Origin of the sequence: Rhodoferax sp. OV413 (assembly GCF_945881795.1) — a bacterium.
Taxonomy (GTDB): domain Bacteria; phylum Pseudomonadota; class Gammaproteobacteria; order Burkholderiales; family Burkholderiaceae_C; genus Allorhodoferax.
The window spans coordinates 37,014-55,210 of sequence record NZ_CAMCVG010000004.1 but is presented as its reverse complement, the minus strand read 5'-3'; the positions used below and the strand labels follow the sequence as shown (position 1 = coordinate 55,210).

General features: G+C 59.6%; 18 protein-coding genes. 6 read left to right on the top strand and 12 right to left on the bottom strand.

Annotation, left to right across the window (positions count from 1 at the left end; genetic code table 11):
• From Q0O05_RS01225 to Q0O05_RS01210, 4 genes are all read right to left on the bottom strand, one after another.
• A partial coding sequence (locus tag Q0O05_RS01225) for an AAA family ATPase (protein WP_293660000.1) occupies positions 1-660 on the bottom strand: 660 nt, incomplete at its 3' end.
• On the bottom strand, positions 657-860 hold the full coding sequence (locus Q0O05_RS01220; RefSeq protein ID WP_293659999.1) for a hypothetical protein: 204 nt from the start codon (positions 858-860) through the stop codon (positions 657-659). The genes Q0O05_RS01220 and Q0O05_RS01225, both read right to left, overlap by 4 nt.
• Positions 857-2,962, bottom strand: coding sequence for a DEAD/DEAH box helicase family protein (locus Q0O05_RS01215; RefSeq protein ID WP_293659998.1), 2,106 nt, complete (start codon positions 2,960-2,962; stop codon positions 857-859). Before Q0O05_RS01215 ends, Q0O05_RS01220 begins: the two co-directional genes overlap by 4 nt.
• Positions 2,963-3,306: 344 nt before the next feature.
• Positions 3,307-3,747, bottom strand: a complete 441-nt coding sequence (locus Q0O05_RS01210) for a hypothetical protein (RefSeq protein ID WP_293659997.1) — start codon at positions 3,745-3,747, stop codon at positions 3,307-3,309.
• Positions 3,748-4,124: 377 nt separating this feature from the next.
• On the opposite strand from Q0O05_RS01210, the gene Q0O05_RS01205 reads away from it, so the two are divergent.
• Genes Q0O05_RS01205 through Q0O05_RS01195 form a run of 3 tightly spaced genes read left to right on the top strand, consistent with a single transcriptional unit; the run spans position 4,125 to position 7,924 of the window.
• Positions 4,125-4,817, top strand: a complete 693-nt coding sequence (locus Q0O05_RS01205; protein WP_293659996.1) for a GntR family transcriptional regulator — start codon at positions 4,125-4,127, stop codon at positions 4,815-4,817.
• Positions 4,814-6,679 (top strand): DUF1800 domain-containing protein, encoded by a 1,866-nt coding sequence (locus Q0O05_RS01200; protein WP_293659995.1) that lies wholly within the window; start codon positions 4,814-4,816, stop codon positions 6,677-6,679. The genes Q0O05_RS01205 and Q0O05_RS01200 overlap by 4 nt, the downstream gene beginning before the upstream one ends.
• 3 nt (positions 6,680-6,682) lie before the next feature.
• The gene (locus Q0O05_RS01195) at positions 6,683-7,924 is read left to right on the top strand and encodes a DUF1501 domain-containing protein (protein ID WP_293659994.1); all 1,242 of its coding nucleotides are present in this window, start codon (positions 6,683-6,685) and stop codon (positions 7,922-7,924) included.
• Between the two features lie 83 nt (positions 7,925-8,007).
• Here the strand turns inward: Q0O05_RS01195 and Q0O05_RS01190 are convergent, their stop codons facing one another.
• Positions 8,008-8,937 carry an inositol monophosphatase family protein gene (locus tag Q0O05_RS01190; RefSeq protein WP_293659993.1) on the bottom strand — a complete coding sequence of 310 codons (930 nt, stop codon included), beginning with the start codon at positions 8,935-8,937 and terminating at the stop codon, positions 8,008-8,010.
• An 86-nt stretch (positions 8,938-9,023) separates the two neighbouring features.
• Between Q0O05_RS01190 and Q0O05_RS01185 the strand changes: the two genes are divergently transcribed.
• Entirely contained in the window at positions 9,024-9,842 is an 819-nt protein-coding gene (locus Q0O05_RS01185; protein ID WP_293659992.1) for an RNA methyltransferase, read from the top strand.
• 17 nt (positions 9,843-9,859) lie between these two features.
• Entirely contained in the window at positions 9,860-10,633 is a 774-nt protein-coding gene (gene cysE / locus Q0O05_RS01180; RefSeq protein WP_293660004.1) for a serine O-acetyltransferase, read from the top strand.
• Here cysE and mog read toward each other — a convergent pair.
• Both mog and yjgA read right to left on the bottom strand, forming a co-directional pair.
• Entirely contained in the window at positions 10,611-11,210 is a 600-nt protein-coding gene (gene mog, locus Q0O05_RS01175; protein WP_293659991.1) for a molybdopterin adenylyltransferase, read from the bottom strand. The two genes, cysE and mog, sit on opposite strands and share 23 nt — an antisense overlap.
• Positions 11,207-11,911, bottom strand: a complete 705-nt coding sequence (yjgA, locus tag Q0O05_RS01170; protein ID WP_293659989.1) for a ribosome biogenesis factor YjgA — start codon at positions 11,909-11,911, stop codon at positions 11,207-11,209. The genes mog and yjgA overlap by 4 nt, the downstream gene beginning before the upstream one ends.
• A gap of 23 nt (positions 11,912-11,934) precedes the next feature.
• On the opposite strand from yjgA, the gene pmbA reads away from it, so the two are divergent.
• Positions 11,935-13,347 (top strand): metalloprotease PmbA, encoded by a 1,413-nt coding sequence (gene pmbA / locus Q0O05_RS01165; RefSeq protein ID WP_293659988.1) that lies wholly within the window; start codon positions 11,935-11,937, stop codon positions 13,345-13,347.
• 27 nt (positions 13,348-13,374) lie between these two features.
• Here the strand turns inward: pmbA and Q0O05_RS01160 are convergent, their stop codons facing one another.
• From Q0O05_RS01160 to Q0O05_RS01140, 5 genes are all read right to left on the bottom strand, one after another.
• Entirely contained in the window at positions 13,375-13,836 is a 462-nt protein-coding gene (locus Q0O05_RS01160; protein WP_293659987.1) for a GatB/YqeY domain-containing protein, read from the bottom strand.
• Positions 13,837-13,955: 119 nt separating this feature from the next.
• On the bottom strand, positions 13,956-14,168 hold the full coding sequence (rpsU, locus tag Q0O05_RS01155) for a 30S ribosomal protein S21 (RefSeq protein ID WP_006296472.1): 213 nt from the start codon (positions 14,166-14,168) through the stop codon (positions 13,956-13,958).
• Between the two features lie 172 nt (positions 14,169-14,340).
• Complete coding sequence (locus tag Q0O05_RS01150; RefSeq protein WP_293659979.1) at positions 14,341-16,338, bottom strand: TRAP transporter large permease subunit; 1,998 nt, start codon at positions 16,336-16,338, stop codon at positions 14,341-14,343.
• Positions 16,335-16,955, bottom strand: coding sequence for a TRAP transporter small permease subunit (locus Q0O05_RS01145; RefSeq protein WP_293659977.1), 621 nt, complete (start codon positions 16,953-16,955; stop codon positions 16,335-16,337). The genes Q0O05_RS01150 and Q0O05_RS01145 overlap by 4 nt, the downstream gene beginning before the upstream one ends.
• Positions 16,956-17,040: 85 nt before the next feature.
• Positions 17,041-18,156, bottom strand: a complete 1,116-nt coding sequence (locus Q0O05_RS01140) for a TRAP transporter substrate-binding protein (RefSeq protein ID WP_293659975.1) — start codon at positions 18,154-18,156, stop codon at positions 17,041-17,043.
• Between the last annotated feature and the right edge of the window lie 41 nt (positions 18,157-18,197).

Sequence of the window (18,197 nt, the reverse complement as noted above, 5' to 3'; positions counted from 1 at the left end):
ATCCACGTGCCGCTCCATTCCCGAAATCTTGTCTAGATCACGGGTCTGCTGTTTTTGCGCACTCTTCAACAGAGTTTGAGCGTCTTCACGGCCTTTAATAAGTGTGGGCACACCAAGGGCTTGCTCAATGGACTCTTTAATCCTCCGGCCTTGCTCACTGCCATCAATGAGTAGTGATTCATACTCTTGCAAGAGTTCGCCATCGAAGAGAAAAAATCGTGACGTTTGCTCTGGGGCAAAACGACTGATTTCAGCGTCAATCATGTAGCCATTGATGGCAATGCCGTCACGTAGCAGTCCACGTGAGACTTCGAAATCCTCAGGACGGCTTGGTTTTGACACTAATACGTGCTTTGTAGCCCGACGACGATACTCATAGGTGTGGCCACTGTCTTCAAAAGTGATGCATGTCTCCATGCTCCAGTCACCTTCAAGAGTGGCTTCTTTGTTGATCAAGTCTTGAAGCGGCAGCTCACGAGAATGTCGGCCTAGTGCTTTTCCGTAGAAGGCCCAGCGTAATGCGTTTAACAAGCTGGTTTTGCCCCGCATGTTGTCGCCATAGACAAGCATGACGTTTTGTTCTGGGCTGGTTGGAAAGGACAGACTCATCGTGCCCTTGTAGGGCATGAAGTTGGAGGCGGTGAGTTTTAGAAGCTTCATTTTGCTTCTCCTTGCCCTAGGTGATCTTCCACAAGCTTCTCCAGGTCGTGCAGCGAGGCTGTTTGATCCTGATTGAATTGATGGCGGCGTTGAATGGCATAGGTGGCCGCAACAAAGCTCTCCGGCAAAGTGGCCTCTACGTCAGCAGAAGCGGACCGCAGGGCGGCTAAAGCCATGTCTTGATCGTTATCGGTGGTCATTCTTTTTCATCTCCTTCATCTTCGATGCCCGCGTTAGGGGCCTCATCAATCGTGATGCCCATGGACAGAGCCAGTGAGCGTAGGCGGGAGCCTGCACCTTTATTGAGTGCAGCGTCAGCAAACTGAAGTGCTCGAATCATCTCGGCTTTCAGCAGTGCAATTTGTTCAGGTTCATTCTCAGCGTCAACAGGCACAACGATGGCGTCATGAATGACAGCCAGCAGTTTTTGTCCAGACTTGCGTAAGACTCGCCCACGCCGCTGAATGAATTGTCTGGGGTTTTGTGAGGAAGCCAAGATGAATGCGTGGCTCACTGCCGGGATGTCAATGCCTTCATCCAAACAATTGATGGACACTAAGACACCACCAAAGCGAGTGAACCACTCCAGTGCTGCGGGGCGGTCTCCTTCCATCCCTGAGTGATACTCAATCGGGTGAAGGCCGCCGTCCGTGAGCAGTCCCATGGTTTCACTAAGTTGATCCGAGTCTTCGCAATAGACAAGCCAACGCTGACCGGGTTCATACTCTTTGCAAATGATTCCTGCGGCCAAACCCGGCTTCACTTGAGCTTTCTTGGCAATTCTTGAGCGTTGGATCAAAAGCATTTTGGCTTTGTCGGTCAAGCCTCCGTTGCCATTGACGGCCTTTTTGCTCTTGGCAAGCTCAAAGCTGATTTGCTTTGTGAGCTTCTTCCATCGCTCTGCCTCATCCTCACTCAAGTGCACCGGGTGAGGGTGGTATTCGTAATTGACCAACCTGCCTGAGTCGATGGCGTTTTGAAGAGTAATTGGGGGCGGAAGCACTGGACCAAATCGTTTGAAGATGTTGGCTGTTCCCTCTGGGTCTCCATATCGAATAGGCGTAGCGGACAACCCAAGGGCTGCACCTGTCTGAATGGCCATGGCTCTTGCGTTGAATGGGCTACCAATTTGATGAATCTCATCAGCCACGATAAGAAGGTGGTCGCCACCATAGACACCATTGATAAAGGTGTCAGTCGCTGCTGTTTGCATGGTCGAAAGCACAATTCGATTCATGCCAAGGTCAGGACTGGTGTGAGCCCTAAGCTTTCCGTTTGTTTTCCATTTCGTGTGACCGCCACCGCACATCAGGATCGTGGAGTCAGGGATTTCTTCCTCGATCTCTCGACGCCACTGTTCAAGCAAAAGCTGGCTTGGCACCAATACGATGGCAGGTTGATCAGAGGCCAGATGCTTCTTTATGGCTGTAATGGCCGTAAAGGTCTTGCCACTTCCAGTGGCATGTTCAAACACTCCATGACGGCCCGCCGCCTCCCAAGCGGCAATGGCAGCAAGTTGGTGCTCCATGGGTGAGCGTCGCCTAGAGGCAGGGGCAATCGGCTCATCAGGAAAGTCCACATCCACATCGTCCAAGGAGTTTGTGGCAGTGGTTAAAAGCTTTTTGCGTTGTGCCTCAGGGAATGCAACGGTGTCCACACCGATGACAAGTCCATCCCACAGCCGCTCAAAGTGGGCTGCATGGGTTTGCACTCGCTCTGATTCTGCGGAGCTAACCCACTCTCGAAACACTTCAATGGATTCGTGGTTGCCTTGGGTGTGCCAGGCACTCCAGGTTTCATTGGAGGAGCCAATAAAGCTCACCCGTTCTCCGACTCCGTCAGTGAAGATGCCAATCTTCTCGTGATAGATGCCAGTGCCGTTGCTTCTGACGGCTAAGCGGATGTCGAGAGAGCCGCATTCAATCAATGTGGCCAGCAGTTTGGTGCGTGATTCCAGTGCAGGTTCAGACAAAAGCTCTTGAAGGTCACGATCGAGTGCTTGAGCAATGGCATCATCCCGGCTTAGGTATCCAGAGGCAATGGCTTGAGCATCATCCTCGGTGATCGACGGGGAGCAAACCAACCGGGCTGTGCCGCCACGCCGAGCAAACTCCAAAAAGGGACGCCCAACAATGCTAAAAATGCTGCTTCTAAAGTAGCCAACAGCTCTGGAATACCGAATCGCAGCACTCAAACACGGCTGGTAAAAGCCGCCCACAGGGTCGCGTTCGCCTGTGCGGTAGTGGGCATCAAGCCCCAGTGTTGAGAATTGGGCAACACTCGGTTGCTCTGCCGGAATCAAGATACAAGTCGTCCCATGTCAATGCCAACAGTGTCTGCACGGTGCTGTTTCTGAGGCGTTCCACTCGTTTAGCGTGTTTTTTATGGTGCCATGACATGGCTTTTTTCCTCCGCTGACCTCATCTTATCGCCATTTTTTAGATACAAAATGCCTGCCAAGACCCATATCAACTTATAAGTGGGCATATGCAGTTCGTGAGGCCCTCCACACAGGAGGTTTTTGTGACGTTCAATGCGGGAATGATTGGTTGTGTCTAACAGATGCTTCGATAGTTGAGAGCCCCTTAACCGAGAAGAAGACGACGACGAACTTAGAGACTGGGCTGAAGTGAGCCCAACCTGTCATCATCCGGCTTGAAGCTCAGCAAGACGCTTCTTGGCAATGGCAAGAGTTTCAGGTGCAAAGTGTTCGGGGTGTTGGGTCACCACCGCTTCAAAGGTGAAGTCATCCATGCCCATTTCGACCAAAGCCTCATAGGCATCAGTGGGCTTGTTTCTTGCCACAACCCTTTCCACGGTTTGCAAGATGCCGTGCCTTTGAATGCTTTGCCACGTGCGTGATGCATGCGTCTTTTTACCGTTGCGTTGGGTCATCACTTCTTCAACGGCATAGATAGCCTCCAAGGCTTCGCGTTCGGCGTCATTAGTTGCTCCTTTGGATGAGGCTTTAAGCTCGACGGATCGACGCCTTGCTTGTGCTGCCAGATCAGGAAATTTGGCCCCCACGTTCTCGATGAAGATGGCACATTCTTCGGGCGTTTTTAGGCGGGTTACTTTGTCATCCATGGGCTGTATTCTCCGCCTTTGAAGTGGGTCTGGTAAGCTTAGAACGCAACGCCGAGTGCTTCCCAAAGTGTCCTAAAGTATCTGCTTCCTGAAGCGCACTAAGGGGTGACTGAAAATTTTCAAATCCCCTAAACCCGCATAAATAGGGCCTTACAAAATACCCCCGAGGTATTGGGCCATCATCGGCGTGTGCTGCGCGGCGGCGGCCTGAGGGCCCGGGGCGGTGATTTTCTCGCTGGAACTCAAGGACGTACCTACATTCGATAACAAGACGGGCAGGGAGGGAGGGGAGGCACATTGTCTCCCAGCCAGAGATGGGTCAGGGCAGGGAGGCGATCGCGCGGGGCTACACTGTTTGAATTTGATATTCTGAATTCATGAAGACACTGGTTATCCAACCCAACCTGGTTGAGCAGGTGCGCGACGCCATTCTGGAAGAAATCGCCTCGGGGGCCATGCCGGCTGGTGAGCGGATCATTCAAGAGCAAATTGCCCAGTCGCTGGGCGTATCCCGCCAGCCGGTGCAGCAGGCGCTGGCGCTGTTGCGCAATCAGGGCGTGCTGCAAGACGCCCCGGGCCGCGGGCTGCTGGTGGCGCCCCTGGACCCAGACTTTGTGCGCCAGATGTATGACATTCGCGCTGTGATTGAGGGGCTGGCTGCCCGCCGTGCAGCTGAGCTGGGTGCCGCGCGCGCCGCCAAGGAAGGGCCGCCCCTGATTGCCGCGGGGCGCAAGGCGGTGGAGGCCGGCGCGGTTGCCAAGATGATTGACGCCGACATGCGCCTGCACGCGTTTATCTATGCGCTCTCGGGCAACCCGCTGATCGCGCCCGCCCTCGAGACGCACCTGACCCACACCCAGCGTGTGATGGGTGCGGTGCTGAACCAGGATGAAAAGCCGCGCGACATCTGGGACGAGCACGAAGCCATGCTCAAAGCCATTGCGGCCGGCGACGGCGATCTGGCCGAGTCGCTGGTACGAAACCATTTGATGCACGCGGCGGGATTCATGGTGGCGCGCCTCGGCGGCAAAACGCCTGATCTGCCCCCAATTACACGAGGGAAATCATGAAGTCCTGTCCGGAAGTGTTGGGGATGATCGGGGCGTTGGCTGGGTCGTTGATGAAAGCGCTGCGGCGCTTTGGGCCTTTGTGGCTGGCGATATGCCTGTTCGGTTCCGCTTGGGCACAGGGCCCGCAGGCTGACGATCCTGATGCGCTAAAGCCATTGCCGGCCGCGCAGTGGAATGCCACCATGGCGCGCCACCTGCTGGAGCGCGCCGGCTTTGGCGGCACGCCGCAGGAGGTCGCGCAGTTGGCACGGCTGACGCCTGAGCAGGCGGTGCGCAGCCTGGTGCGCTACCAGCGTGTGCCCGATGTGTTTGTGCCCTTCGAGGCATCCCAGGCGCACGACGACGGTCTGGAGCCCTTTGCCAGCTCGCGGCCCGCCGCCACCGACCTGGCCAAGGCCACGGGCGAGGCGCTGGGGGTGAAGGTCAAGCCGGCGGGAAACCGCCGCGCGCAACAGGTGGCAGACCGTTATTTGTATTGGCTGCGCGCTTCGCGCCTGGAGACACAGCGCCTGGGCTATTGGTGGGCCAATCGCATGCTCACCACGCCGCGCCCCCTGCAGGAAAAGCTCACCCTGTTTTGGCACGGTCACTTCGCCACCAGCGAAGAAAAGGTGCGGGATTTCCGCAAGATGCAGTTGCAAAACGAGACCCTGCGCGCCCATGCCAACAGCGACTTCCGCAGCCTGATGCTGGCGGTGGCGCGCGATCCGGCCATGCTCTCCTATCTGGATGCGGGGGTGAACGTCAAGGGCGCGGCCAACGAGAACTTTGCCCGGGAGGTGATGGAGTTATTCACCATGGGCGTGGGCCATTACACCGAGCGCGACATCCAGGAAACAGCCCGCGCATTCACAGGCTGGAACTACAAGGACCTGCGCTTTGTGGTGAACCCCGACCAGCATGACGACAGTGCCAAGACGGTGCTGGGCCGCACGGGTAATTTTGATGGCGAGCAGGTGGTCGACATCCTGCTGGCCCAGCCGGCGACCGCTGACTTTCTGGCGGGCAAGCTGTACCGGTTTTTTGTGTGCGAAGACCTGTCTCCGGCGCTTGCGCAGCAGTGGGGCCGGGTGCTGCGCGATGCGAATTACGACATTGCCGTCTTCATGGAGACGCTGCTGCTCTCCCGCGACTTTTACAGCGCAGCCTCCCGCGCCACGCGTATCAAGCCGCCGGTGGAGCTGCTGATTTCGACCTACAAAAAGGCCGGGATCACCGCGGTGCCGGGCCTGCCGGATTTCAATGACCAGACCGAACTGCTGGGCCAGAAACTGTTTTACCCGCCCAACGTGGCCGGCTGGGCCCACGGCCGCAGCTGGATTACGCCGGGCCTGTTGTTGGCGCGGGGCAACGTGATGTACGACATGGTTTTTCCGCCGATTGATTTTGTGGCGAACGATCGCGTGCCCCGGGGGCTGTACCAGATTGTTCCGGTGGCCGACAAACTCGCGCGTGGCATGGACATCAGCACCGCGACCATGCCCGAGGGCAAGACCATGGGGGAAAAGGTTGTGCCCTTGCAGGTGGACCGCGAAGAAGATTTCAACACCCGTCTGGCCAGCTACCACGCCTGGCGCAAGGCCATTGAAAAGGTCAAGCCTATACCGCGGGATACCGCGCAGATCAGCCTCACGCAGATGATGCGGCAGGCGCAGTGCAAGACCGCGGCAGAAGCCGTGGACCACTTGCTGCTGCGGTTTATGTCGGCGCCGGTGCCCGAGGGCGTGCGCCAAAAGCTCGCGCTCCTGCTGACCGAAGACCTGGGCACCGGCGATTTGGCGCGGGCTGACAGCTACATGGAAGACGCCCTGCGCAATCTTCTGCACGTCATTCTTTCCCTGCCCGCCTACCAACTGGGTTAAGCCATGCGTCATTTCTCCCACCCCCACGCTGTCTCCCGCCGCCAGCTCTTGCAGGCGCTGGGCGGCATGAGCCTCAGCGCAGCCCTGCCGCTGCATGCGGCTCTGCCACTTCACGCAGCGAAGCACGCGGAGCAAGGCGCTGCGAGCGAGCGCATATTGGTCGTGGTGGAGCTGACCGGCGCCAACGATGGATTCAATACCCTCGTGCCTTACGGCGACGACAACTATTACCGGCTGCGCCCCAATCTCGGCATCCCCGCGGCCAGGCTGCGAAAGATCGACAGCATGCACGGCTTTAACCCCGGCATGTCGGGTTTTGAGCGGCTCTATAAAAACGGGCAAATGGCAGTGGTGCACGGCTGTGGGTACGACAACCCTTCGTATTCCCACTTCACCTCGGCTGCCTACTGGCACACCGGCGCGCCCAACACGGGCGAGCCTTACGGATGGCTGGGCCGTTTGGCAGACGCCATTGATCCCTCACTCACGCCCAACTTCCTGATCAACATCGACGAGCGCCAGTCTTTGGCGGTGCGCTCTGCGCGCCATGTGCCGGTGGTGTTTGATGACCCCGAGCGATTCGGCCGCAAGGGTCTGTTTCAGAGCCGTGAGTTACTGGACCAGGGCAGCGGCGAACGGGTGTTGGCCGCCAACGCAGCCCAGAAGTACCTGGAAGATGTGGCCCAGAGCGCGCGGCAGGCCTCGGTGCAGGTGCGCGAGGCCTGGAGCAACTACAAGTCGCCGGTGGATTACGGCATTATTTCTCTGGACCTGCCCAAGGTGGCGGCCATGATTGAGGCCCGCCTGCCCGCGCGGATTTACCAGACTTCCTACCGCCACAACGCGTTTGACACCCACGTACACCAGGCAGAGGTGCATCAGCGCTTGCTGTCGTACGTGTCAGACAGCGTGTCGGGATTCCTCCAGGACATGAAGCGCATCGGACGCGAGAAGGATGTGACGGTGATGGTGTATTCCGAGTTCGGCCGGCGCCCCGCTGAAAACACCAGCCTGGGCACCGACCACGGCACCGCGAACCATGTCTACCTGATCGGGCAGCCTGTCAAAGGCGGGCACTACGGGCAGGCGCCGGACTGGACCCGGCTTAACGCCGAAGGCAACATGCGGCACACGGTGGACTTCCGCCGTGTGTATGCCACGCTGATGCAGGACTGGATGGGGGCCGACAGCACCGCGCTCTTGAACGGACGCTTTGAGTCGCTGGGAGTGTTCGCCGGCACGTGAACATGCGCGCCGGCACGTGAACATGCGCGCCGGCACGTGAACACGCGCCGGCCCATGGGCGCCCGCGCCGGCACCTGCCCCGCTTAGAAAGGCGCGCTGGGTTCCTCGGGCGCGGATTCTGCTTCGGCTGCTGCTCCGGGTTCTGCCGCAGCCTCGGCATGGGACTCAGGCGGCGCCTGGCGCAGGGCCGCTTTTTCACCGGCCGATGCAAACTTGCTGTACTTGCCCAGCACGTTGACCATTTGCCCGTAGACGCGTGGGCTGGCAGCCATGCATTCCTGCTGGTCCAAGAAGTCGGCGTCACCGGTGAAGTTACCCACCAGCCCGCCTGCCTCGGTGACCAGCAGAGAGCCCGCGGCCACGTCCCAGGCCTGCAGGCCCAGCTCAAAAAATCCATCGGTGTAACCCGCTGCCACATAGGCCAGGTCGAGTGCCGCCGCGCCCGGGCGGCGCAGGCCGGCGGTGCGCTGCATCACGTCGCCCATCAGGGTCAGGTAGTGGCGGAAATCGTCGCCTTCGCGGAATGGAAAGCCGGTGGAGACGAGGCAGTCCTTGAGATGGGTGCGCTTGGAGACGCGCAGGCGGCGGTCGTTGAGGTACGCGCCGCGCCCCTTGGTGGCGGTAAAGAGGTCGTTGCGGGTGGGGTCGTACACCACGGCTTGCTCCACCTTGCCGCGAACGGCGAGAGCAATGCTCACGCAATACACCGGAAGGCCGTGGATGAAATTGGTGGTGCCGTCCAGCGGATCGATGATCCAGACGTATTCCGAGTCGCGCGCGCCGTGGGTGTTGCCCGATTCCTCGGCCCAGATGCCGTGGCCGGGGTAGGCGGTGAGCAGGGTTTCTATGATCGCTTGCTCTGCTGCGTGGTCGACCTCGGTGACGAAATCGTTGGCCTTCTTCTGGGACACGCGGACCGCCTCGATGTCGAGCGCAGCGCGGTTGATGATGGAGCCGGCAGCGCGAGCGGCCTTGATGGCCACGTTGGCCATGGGGTGCAGGTTGAGCGTCATAGATTGTGGGGAAAGAACCGAAGGGGCGCTCTGGCGATGCAGGCGCGACAATGCGGCATTTTAACGTTGATGTCATGAAGCGATAGATGCACACCCGATTCATCCTGATTCACACCAGCCATGCCGGAAACGTAGGCGCCGCAGCGCGCGCCATGAAGACCATGGGCTTTGACGACCTGGTGCTGGTTGCGCCGCGCTGGCCCAATGTGCTGCGCCGCGAAGAAACCATTCAGCGCGCAAGCGGCGCCCTGGACGTGCTGGACAAATGCCGCATCGTGGACACCTTGGACGAGGCGTTGGACGGAATCAGCCACCTGTGCGCCACCGCCATGACGCCGCGCGACTTCGGCCCGCCCACCACCACGCCGCGGCAGCACTTTGAGGCACTATCAAAACAGGAGCAGCTTGCGCAATCGGGGCGGGCGGAATCGGGGTTTTTGCATTCAGAAGGCGTGACTTCGGGGGGCGTGCAATCCGGGGTGGGCTTCTTGTTCGGCTCGGAGCGGTTTGGCATGCGCAATGAAGATGTTTACCGATGCCATGTCTGCCTGTCGATTCCCAGCAACCCGAGCTTCGGCTCCCTCAACATTGGCGCCGCCCTGCAGGTCATTGCTTACGAATGGCGGCTCGCCTTGGGTGGCTTTGCAGCGCCTCCCCCTGACTTGGCTGGCAGCGACAACACCCATGCCACTCACCACGCTGCTGTAGCCGATGCCGCGCAGGTGGCGGGCATGTTGGGGCACTTAGAGCAGTCGCTGGTGGCGCTGGGCTTTCTGGATCCGGCCGCGCCCAAGAAGCTGATGCCCCGGCTCAATGCGCTGTTTAACCGCGCGCAGCTTACGCAGGAAGAAATCCACATCCTGCGCGGCATTGCCAAGGCCATCCTGCAGCAGGCAGCCCGCTAGGGCGATAGACTGTGACCATGTTTTCCCGCATCCTCTCCGACATTCAGTGCATCCTTGACCGTGACCCCGCTGCGCGCAGCAAGTGGGAGGTGCTCACTTGCTACCCCGGCCTGCACGCCGTGGTCTTGCACCGTCCGGCGCACTGGTTCTGGACGCATGGTTTGCACTGGCTGGGCCGGTTCACCTCGCACATCGCCCGCTTCCTGACCGGCATCGAAATCCACCCCGGCGCCCGCATCGGCGAGCGGGTGTTTTTTGACCACGCCATGGGCACGGTGGTGGGAGAGACCGCCGTGATCGGGGACGGATGCACCATCTACCAAGGCGTAACGCTGGGCGGCACCAGCCTCTACAAGGGCGCCAAGCGCCACCCCACGCTGGGCAAAGACGTGGTGGTCAGCGCCGGCGCCAAAGTGCTGGGCGGCTTTGAGGTGGGCGACGGCGCCAAGATCGGCAGCAATGCGGTGGTCATCAAGCCGGTGCCTGCGGGGGCTACAGCGGTAGGTATTCCGGCGCGCATCATCGCCAGCAAAGAAGGCGTGAGCGCCGATGTCACCACCCAGGACCGTAAGTTCAGCGCCTATGGCATCACGCAGGACGACGATCCGGTGAGCGAGGCACTGCGTGGTTTGGTGGACAGCGCCTCCAGCCAGGACCACCAGATCGCCATGCTGTGGCAGGCGGTAGAGCAGTTGTCAGCGCGCCTGGCGGGCAGCGATTGCGTGCCTCAGGATGCGGCTCGCAGCGAGTCGTTTGAGGCTGCGAAAATCAACGCGCTGATCGGGAAATAGCGCTCTTGGGCCGGAAGGCCTTGCAGACAGTTTCTACGGTCTCGATGTAGGGGCCGCCAATCAAGTCCACGCAATACGGCACGGCGGCAAAAATCCCCGGCACCACCTGTTTGCCTTCGGCGTCTTTCACTCCTTCGAGCGTTTCGGCGATGGCCTTGGGCTGCCCCGGCAGATTGATGATGAGCGACTGGTCGCGAATGACCGCAACCTGCCGGGACAGAATCGCGGTGGGCACGAAGTTCTGGCTGATGGCGCGCATCTGCTCACCAAATCCCGGCATTTCTTTGTGGGCCACGGCCAGGGTGGCCTCTGGCGTTACATCCCGCAGTGCGGGGCCGGTGCCGCCGGTGGTGAGCACCAGCGCACAGCGGGCGTCGGTCAGGGCAATCAAGGTTTCTTCAATGGTCGACTGGTCATCGGCAATCAGGCGGGTTTCCAGGACCACAGGGTTTTGCAGCGCGCGACCCAGCCACTCCTTGAGGGCAGGAATGCCTTTGTCTTCGTAAATGCCTGCCGATGCGCGGTCGCTGATGGACACCAAACCAATGCGGACTTCGTCCAGGGGGCTGTTGCTCAAGCTTTGTCTCCGTCGTAGTAGTCTTCATCGTCTTCTTCACTGCCGTCGTCGCTTCCGGCACCCTGAGCGGTCGCAGGGCTGGCGCCTCGGGCGTCTTCTTGCTGGGCCAGCAAGGCCTCGCGCACCAGCTGAAAAATATCTCGGTAGGCCCGACCGTGGCGCTGGGCCTCGCCGGGTTTTTCGGGCTTGGCATCTTTGCGGGCTTGGCGCACCAGAGCGCGCAGCTGCTGGCTGTCGGTATCGGGGCTCAGTGTCAGCCAATGGCCCACTGCGTCATCGTCGGCAATCAGGCGGTCGCGCCATTGCTCTGACTGGTGCAGCACCATCGTCTCTTGCACCGAAGGCATGTGCTGCTCCTCGAGTGCAGCACGGATATCGTCCCATTTGGCGGGGTCGAGCTTGCGCATAAGCTTGCCGATGAACTGCATCTGGCGGCGCTTGCCCTCGAAGTTTGTGATGCGCTTGGCCTCGGCAACACCTTCAATCAGCCGGTCCGGCAGCTCGAGTTTGCTCAGAAGTTCGGCACGCAGTGTGAGCAGGTCCTCGCCGAGTTTTTGTAGCGCATCACTTTCCTTTTTGAGGTCGGTGCGGGTGGGCTCATCGGTGCCTTTGAGCTCGCGCTTGTACTCCAGATCCAGGGCGCTTCCCTCGGCAACGAAGAGGCCGCGGACGTAATAGCCTTTTTTAAGTTTGCGTGACATAGCCAAGTATCATAGCTGTCGCCATGAAGAAACACTCACCCGCCCAAACGCGTCCATCCGCCCCCGCAACTCCTGTCGCAGACAGCGGTTTTGCCTATTCCCGCGCGTTTTTCGAAACCCGTGTGGATGCCGCTCTGGCGCATGCCAAAAAGCTGGGCGCGACAGATGCCGGTGCCGAAGTCTCGGAAGGTTGCGGTCTGAGCGTGTCGGTGCGCAATGGCGAGCTGGAAAACGTTGAGCGCAACCGCGACAAGTCGCTGGGCGTGACGATCTACCTCGGCAACCGCCGGGGCAACGCCAGCACCTCCGATTTTTCCGACGCCGCCATCGCCCAAACCGTGCGCGCCGCCTACGACATCGCCCGCTTCACCGCCGAAGACCCCTTTGCCAGCCTTCCCGATGCCGACGACATTGCGCCCGCCGGGGAGCGCGAGCGTTCGCTGGAATTGTTCTTTCCATGGGCGGTGAGCAGCGAAGAAGCAGCCCGGCTGGCCTTGGAGTGCGAGGCGGCAGCGCTGGGCGTGAGCAAGCGAATCACCAACAGCGAAGGCGCCGCCGTATCGGCCCAGCAGTCTCATTTTTTCAGTGCCCACACGCGGGGTTTTCGCGGCGGTTATGCATCGTCGCGCCATGCGATTTCGGTATCGCCGATTGCCGGCAAGGGCAAAGACATGCAACGCGACGCCTGGTACAGCTCCATGCGTTCGGCCGACGATCTGGCCTCGCCGCAGGCCGTGGGCCGCTACGCCGCCGAGCGTGCGCTCAGCCGGCTCAAGGCCCGCAAGATTGCCACCACAGAGTGCCCTGTGTTGTTTGAGTCCCCCCTGGCGGCGGGGTTGGTGGGCGCTTTTGTGCAGGCGGTGAGCGGCGGCGCCCTCTACCGCAAGAGCACGTTTTTGCTCGACACACTGGGTAAGCAAGTGCTGCCCAAGCACATTGACCTGATGGAAGACCCGTTTGTGCTGCGGGGCAAGGGCAGCTCGCCTTTTGACGACGAGGGCGTGCGGGTTCTGCCGCGCAAGGTGGTCGATGCGGGGCGCGTGCAGGGCTATTTTTTGAGCAGCTATTCGGCCCGCAAGCTGGGCATGCGCACCACCGGCAACTCGGGTGGCTCCCACAACCTGACGTTTACTTCCCGCCTGACGCGCGCCGACGACACCTTGGACGCGATGCTGCAAAAGCTGGGCACCGGCTTACTGGTTACTGAGCTGATGGGGCAGGGCGTGAACTACGTGACTGGCGACTACTCGCGGGGTGCGAGTGGCTTCTGGGTGGAAAACGGCCGTATTGCCTTTCCCGTGCACGAAATCACGATTGCCGGGAACATGAAGGACATGCTCAAGGGAATCGACGCGGTGGGCGCCGACACCTACAACTACGGCGCCAAGACCGTGGGCTCGATCCTGGTGAGCCGGATGAAAGTTGCGGGCAGCTAGGCCGGCCCGCCAAGTTAGCCAAGCTGTTTAGCCGGCCAGTGCTGCTTTCACCGCGGCAGACACGGTGCTCATTTCTGCCTTGCCGGACAAGCGCGTCTTCACCACGCCCATGACCTTGCCCATGTCGCCCGGGCCAACGCCGCGTCCGAGCTCTGCAGCCAGTTCGGCCACGATGGACTTCACTTCTGCCAACACTTCTTCAGCAGCCATGCGCTGGGGCAGATAGGCTTGCAGCACCTTAAGCTCGGCCTCTTCTTTGTCGGCCAAGTCGGTACGCTGGGCTTGTTGGAAGGCTTCGATGCTGTCCTTGCGCTGCTTGATGAGCTTGTCCACGATGGCAACCACGGCCGTGTCATCGAGTACCACGCGTTCATCCACCTCTTTTTGCTTGCACGCAGATAACAGCAGCCGGATGGTACCCAGACGTTCGCTGTCTTTGGTGCGCATGGCGGTTTTCATGTCTTCGGTGATCTGGTCTTTGAGGGACATAACAGGGCTTTCTATTAAGGACGGGTGGGTGCTTAGCGCAATAAAAAAAGCCCGCCTGAGCGTCCCCGGGCGGGCTTTGGTGGTTCGGGCAGCTCCTCAGAGCGCTCGTGCCGCGCTGCTTAGTACAACTTCTTGGGGAGTTGCATGCTGCGAATGCGCTTGTAGTTGCGCTTCACGGCGGCTGCCTTTTTGCGCTTGCGCTCTGCAGTGGGCTTTTCGTAAAACTCACGGGCGCGCAGGTCGGTCAGCAGGCCCAGTTTTTCGATAGTGCGCTTGAAACGGCGCAGGGCGACGTCAAAGGGTTCGTTTTCTTTTACACGGATCGTTGTCATTACGTCATGAATTCCAAAATTTGCTGCCAGAGGGTTTCAGGGAAGATCGGGGCCCCAAACACCATGTGCTGCGATTAGTCCCCCGACTGTTGATGCGTAACTAGTATTGGCCGACGGGGGGAGCGCCAGAAAAGCTTTAGATTATAGCAATTTCGTGGCGCTCGCCCGTTGGTTACCGGTACAGAACTTCCGGCAACCACATACCGATGGCCGGGAACTGGTACAGGATCACGATAGCAAAGACCTGAATCACCATGAACGGCATCATGCCGGCAAAGATCTGATTCAGCGTGACATGCGGCGGGCTCACGCCCTTGAGATAAAACGCTGCCATCGCCACAGGTGGGCTCAGGAAGGCGGTTTGCAGATTCAATGCGACCAACAGGCCGAAGAACAATGGGTCAACCCCGAAGTTGTCCAGCAGCGGGATGAAGATCGGCATGAAGATCACAATAATCTCAGTCCATTCCAACGGCCAGCCCAGAATAAAAATGATGACCTGACTGAGTACGAGGAACTCGGTCTTGGTGAGGTTCATCGACAACACCCACTGCTCCACCAGCTCCTGCCCGCCGAGCAGCGCGAACGCGGCAGAGAAAATGGCGGACCCGACGAACAGCCAGCACACCATGGCGCTGGTCTTGGCGGTCAGGAATACGCTCTCTTTGACCACGCTAAAGGTCAGCTGCCGGTAGGCCGCAGCGAGCAGGAAGCCGCCCATGGCGCCGGCTGCGGCCGCCTCGGTGGGGGTGGCCAGGCCCATCACGATGCTTCCCAGCACCGACAGGATGAGTACAAGCAGCGGGAAGAAGCTCGACAGCAGCATTTTGAAGACTTCAAGCCGCGTAAAGCTGAGCAAGCCGTAGAAGAGCAGCATCGCAGCACCACCGACTGCCACTCCGATCCAGTAGCCGGTAGGCGCTGGGCGGGTGGTTGCAGCAGGGCTGGCCCCCGCAGCAGGCGACGATGTAGCGCCCGGTGGCTCCGAGACGCCGCCGCTGGATGCTGGTCCTGCCGCAGAGGTCGCAGCAGTCGTTTCGCCGCTGCCGGGTGGTGGGGCAAGGCCGCTTGGAGGCGCTTGCAGACCTGCACCTGCGGGTTCTGGCAATTCGCCCGCACCAGGCGGCGTTGCCAGCCCAGAGGAGGGCGGTTCAGCCAGCGAGCTGCTGTCAGCAGCGGGTTGCTCTTCGTCGCCGATTTTCGCCATGGTCTGGACTTCTTCGGCTACGACCGTGGTGACACTGTTGTAGCTCCAGAGGGACACAAACACGAAAAGCAAGGCAGGCAACACCACGATTCCCAGCTGACGCAAAAGGTGCCCGGTGGGTACTTCGCTGTTGCGCTTTCCCTTGAGTGCCTTCAGCAAGGCTGGAAACGCCCGAGCTGCGTGGGCCACGCCCAGTTTTTCCGTCAACGGGTGCAATGGGACAAAACGGTCTTGTGCAGACAGCGGGGGGGCCATGCTCGGCCAAATCTTCGCCACAACGATGACGTAGATGATGTAGAGGCCCGCAAGCATCAGGCCGGGAAAGAATGCGCCGGCGTACAGCTGCACAACGGAGACCCCGGCAGTGGCGCCGTAAACGATCAGCATGACCGAGGGCGGAATGAGAATCCCCAGGCAGCCGCCTGCGGTAATCGCACCTGCGGAGAGTGGCACGCTATAGCCACCCTTGAGCATGGCCGGCAGAGCCAAGAGGCCCATCAAGGTCACTACCGCGCCCACGATGCCGGTGGCGGTGGCAAAAACCGCGCAGGTCACCAGGGTTGCGACGGCTAGGGCCCCTGGCAGGCGCACCAGTGCCAGATGCAAGCTACGGAACAGCTTCTCAATGAGGTTGGCCCGTTCTACCAGGTAGCCCATGAACACGAAGAGCGGGATGCTGATAAGCACATCGTTGCCCATCACCTTGAAGGCGGCTTGCACCATTAGGTCGAGTGTTTTGGTAATGTTCTGGTCGTAGGAAATCCATGTGAAGATCATGCCCATTCCCATCAGGGTGAAGGCAGTGGGGAATCCCAACATGATCGCAACCACCACCAGCGAGAGCATCAGGAGCCCGATGTGCCCGTTGGTAATCGGGTTGGCGAGGCCCAGCATGGTCAGCGCGCCGGCCATGATGATGGCCATCAGGATAAAGCCGAACCAGAGTTCTTTACGAATTTTCATGCCCGGCTCCCATCTTTCACAACATAGCGGTCAAGCGCGGCAATGTCTTCGTCTTTGACATTAACCATCGCCTTGAGTTTCTCAACGTCGACTTCTTCCACGTCTTCGTCGCGCGCAGGCCAAACTCCGTCGCGCATGCAGATGACGCAGCGGATGATCTCAACGATGCCCTGCAACAAAAGGATGCCGCCGGCCAAGGGGATGATGAACTTGAAGGGATACAGCGGCAGCGCATCAGCGGAGAAGGTCTGTTCGCGGATGGCCAATGATGTGGTGAAGAAATCCCAGCCGGCGTACGTCATCGCGGTGACGCCCGGAAGGAAGAAAACAAAATACAAAATGAGATCGAGCGTGGCTTGGGTGCGGGGCTGAAAAAAGCCGTACAACACGTCGCCGCGGACATGCCCGTTCTTGCTGAGGGTGTAAGCACCGGCAGTCATGAACAAGGTGCCGTAGAGCATGATCTGTACATCAAGCACCCAGGCGTGGGGGTTATTGAGAACATAGCGGGAAAACACTTCCCAGCATATGAGGACCGTCAGCAGCGCCGCACACCAGGCGAACGTCTTGCCGATAAAGGTGGATATACGATCCACCGCGAGGAGCACACTTTGCATGAAATTCCCTAATCTACATAAGGTTAAATAGAAACACAAAGGCGCCGTGGATTCCCCACGGCGCCTTGAGTCTCATGCCTGAGTATCAGGCCTTTTTGGCGGGGGCGCGGAAGTAGTGGTTCCAAGCCATCTTGAAGTCCACCATGTAGTCGTTTTGCCATGCGCCGGCGCGCTGCGCAAACGCGCGTTGCGATTCCATGACCTTGGCGAACAGTGGGTTCTCAGCTGCTTTTGCTGCGGTGACTTTATCCCATGCGGCGAGTTGCGCGCGCAGGATGGCATCGGGCGTCTTGTAGAAGTTGATCTTCTGGGCTTTGAGCTCCATGTAGTCCTGGCTGTTGCGCTGGATGGCTTTCCAGCTCATGTCGGCGCTTGCGGCTTGCACAGCGTAGTCAATGATGGAGCGCAGTTCGGCGGGCAGGGAATTGAGCTTTTCTTTGTTGAACAGAATTTCGAACTGTTCGCCGCTTTGGTGGAAGCTCTGCAGCATGCAGTTCTTCACCACGTCGGGGAAGCCCAAGATACGGTCGCTGGATGCGTTGTTGAACTCTGCGGCGTCGATCAGGCCACGGTCCAGCGCAGGAACGATTTCGCCACCAGGCAGCGGGTTCACGGCAGTGCCCAGTTCCTTGAACACATCAATGGCCAGACCCACTGTGCGGAACTTCAGACCCTTCAGGTCTTCCACCTTGGAGATTGGCTTCTTGAACCAGCCCAGTGGCTGTGTGGGCATGGGGCCGTAAACATAAGAGGTCACGTCAATATTGAGCGACTTGTAGATTTCTTCGAGCAGCGCCTTGCCGCCGCCGTAGTTGTGCCATGCGAGCACCATGTTGGGGTCCATGCCGAAAGCGGGACCGGAACCCCAGAGGGCCAGCGCCGTGTTCTTGCCGTAGTGGTAAGCGAGAACGCCGTGGCCGCCATCCAGCGTGCCTTTGTTGACGGCGTCCAGCAGTTGGAATGCTGGAACCACGGAACCCGCTGGCAGCACTTCAATCTTGAGCTTGCCGCTGGCCATTGCGTTGACTTTGGTGGCGAAGTCGTTGGCGTATTCGTGAAAAATGTCCTTGGCAGGCCAAGTGCTTTGGAAGCGCAGGGTGGTCGTGGTTTGCGCGGTGGCAATCATTGGGGCGCTCAATGCGCCTGCTGCTACGGCAGCGCCTTTGATCATGCCGCGGCGGTTGGTAACGTTCTTGGTCATCAATGTCTCCAGTCGAGTTTTGGGGAAATACCGTCTGGGAT

Bases quoted from the DNA above. Each gene is read 5' to 3' on its own strand.
- Q0O05_RS01190 (WP_293659993.1), bottom strand. From the start codon at position 8,937: ATGACGCTCAACCTGCACCCCATGGCCAACGTGGCCATCAAGGCCGCT.
- rpsU (WP_006296472.1), bottom strand. From the start codon at position 14,168: ATGACAACGATCCGTGTAAAAGAAAACGAACCCTTTGACGTCGCCCTG.
- yjgA (WP_293659989.1), bottom strand. From the start codon at position 11,911: ATGTCACGCAAACTTAAAAAAGGCTATTACGTCCGCGGCCTCTTCGTT.
- Q0O05_RS01210 (WP_293659997.1), bottom strand. From the start codon at position 3,747: ATGGATGACAAAGTAACCCGCCTAAAAACGCCCGAAGAATGTGCCATC.
- Q0O05_RS01140 (WP_293659975.1), bottom strand. From the start codon at position 18,156: ATGACCAAGAACGTTACCAACCGCCGCGGCATGATCAAAGGCGCTGCC.
- Q0O05_RS01195 (WP_293659994.1), top strand. From the start codon at position 6,683: ATGCGTCATTTCTCCCACCCCCACGCTGTCTCCCGCCGCCAGCTCTTG.
- Q0O05_RS01160 (WP_293659987.1), bottom strand. From the start codon at position 13,836: ATGTCCCTCAAAGACCAGATCACCGAAGACATGAAAACCGCCATGCGC.
- Q0O05_RS01200 (WP_293659995.1), top strand. From the start codon at position 4,814: ATGAAGTCCTGTCCGGAAGTGTTGGGGATGATCGGGGCGTTGGCTGGG.
- Q0O05_RS01150 (WP_293659979.1), bottom strand. From the start codon at position 16,338: ATGAAAATTCGTAAAGAACTCTGGTTCGGCTTTATCCTGATGGCCATC.
- Q0O05_RS01220 (WP_293659999.1), bottom strand. From the start codon at position 860: ATGACCACCGATAACGATCAAGACATGGCTTTAGCCGCCCTGCGGTCC.
- pmbA (WP_293659988.1), top strand. From the start codon at position 11,935: ATGAAGAAACACTCACCCGCCCAAACGCGTCCATCCGCCCCCGCAACT.
- Q0O05_RS01185 (WP_293659992.1), top strand. From the start codon at position 9,024: ATGCACACCCGATTCATCCTGATTCACACCAGCCATGCCGGAAACGTA.
- Q0O05_RS01145 (WP_293659977.1), bottom strand. From the start codon at position 16,955: ATGCAAAGTGTGCTCCTCGCGGTGGATCGTATATCCACCTTTATCGGC.
- Q0O05_RS01205 (WP_293659996.1), top strand. From the start codon at position 4,125: ATGAAGACACTGGTTATCCAACCCAACCTGGTTGAGCAGGTGCGCGAC.
- cysE (WP_293660004.1), top strand. From the start codon at position 9,860: ATGTTTTCCCGCATCCTCTCCGACATTCAGTGCATCCTTGACCGTGAC.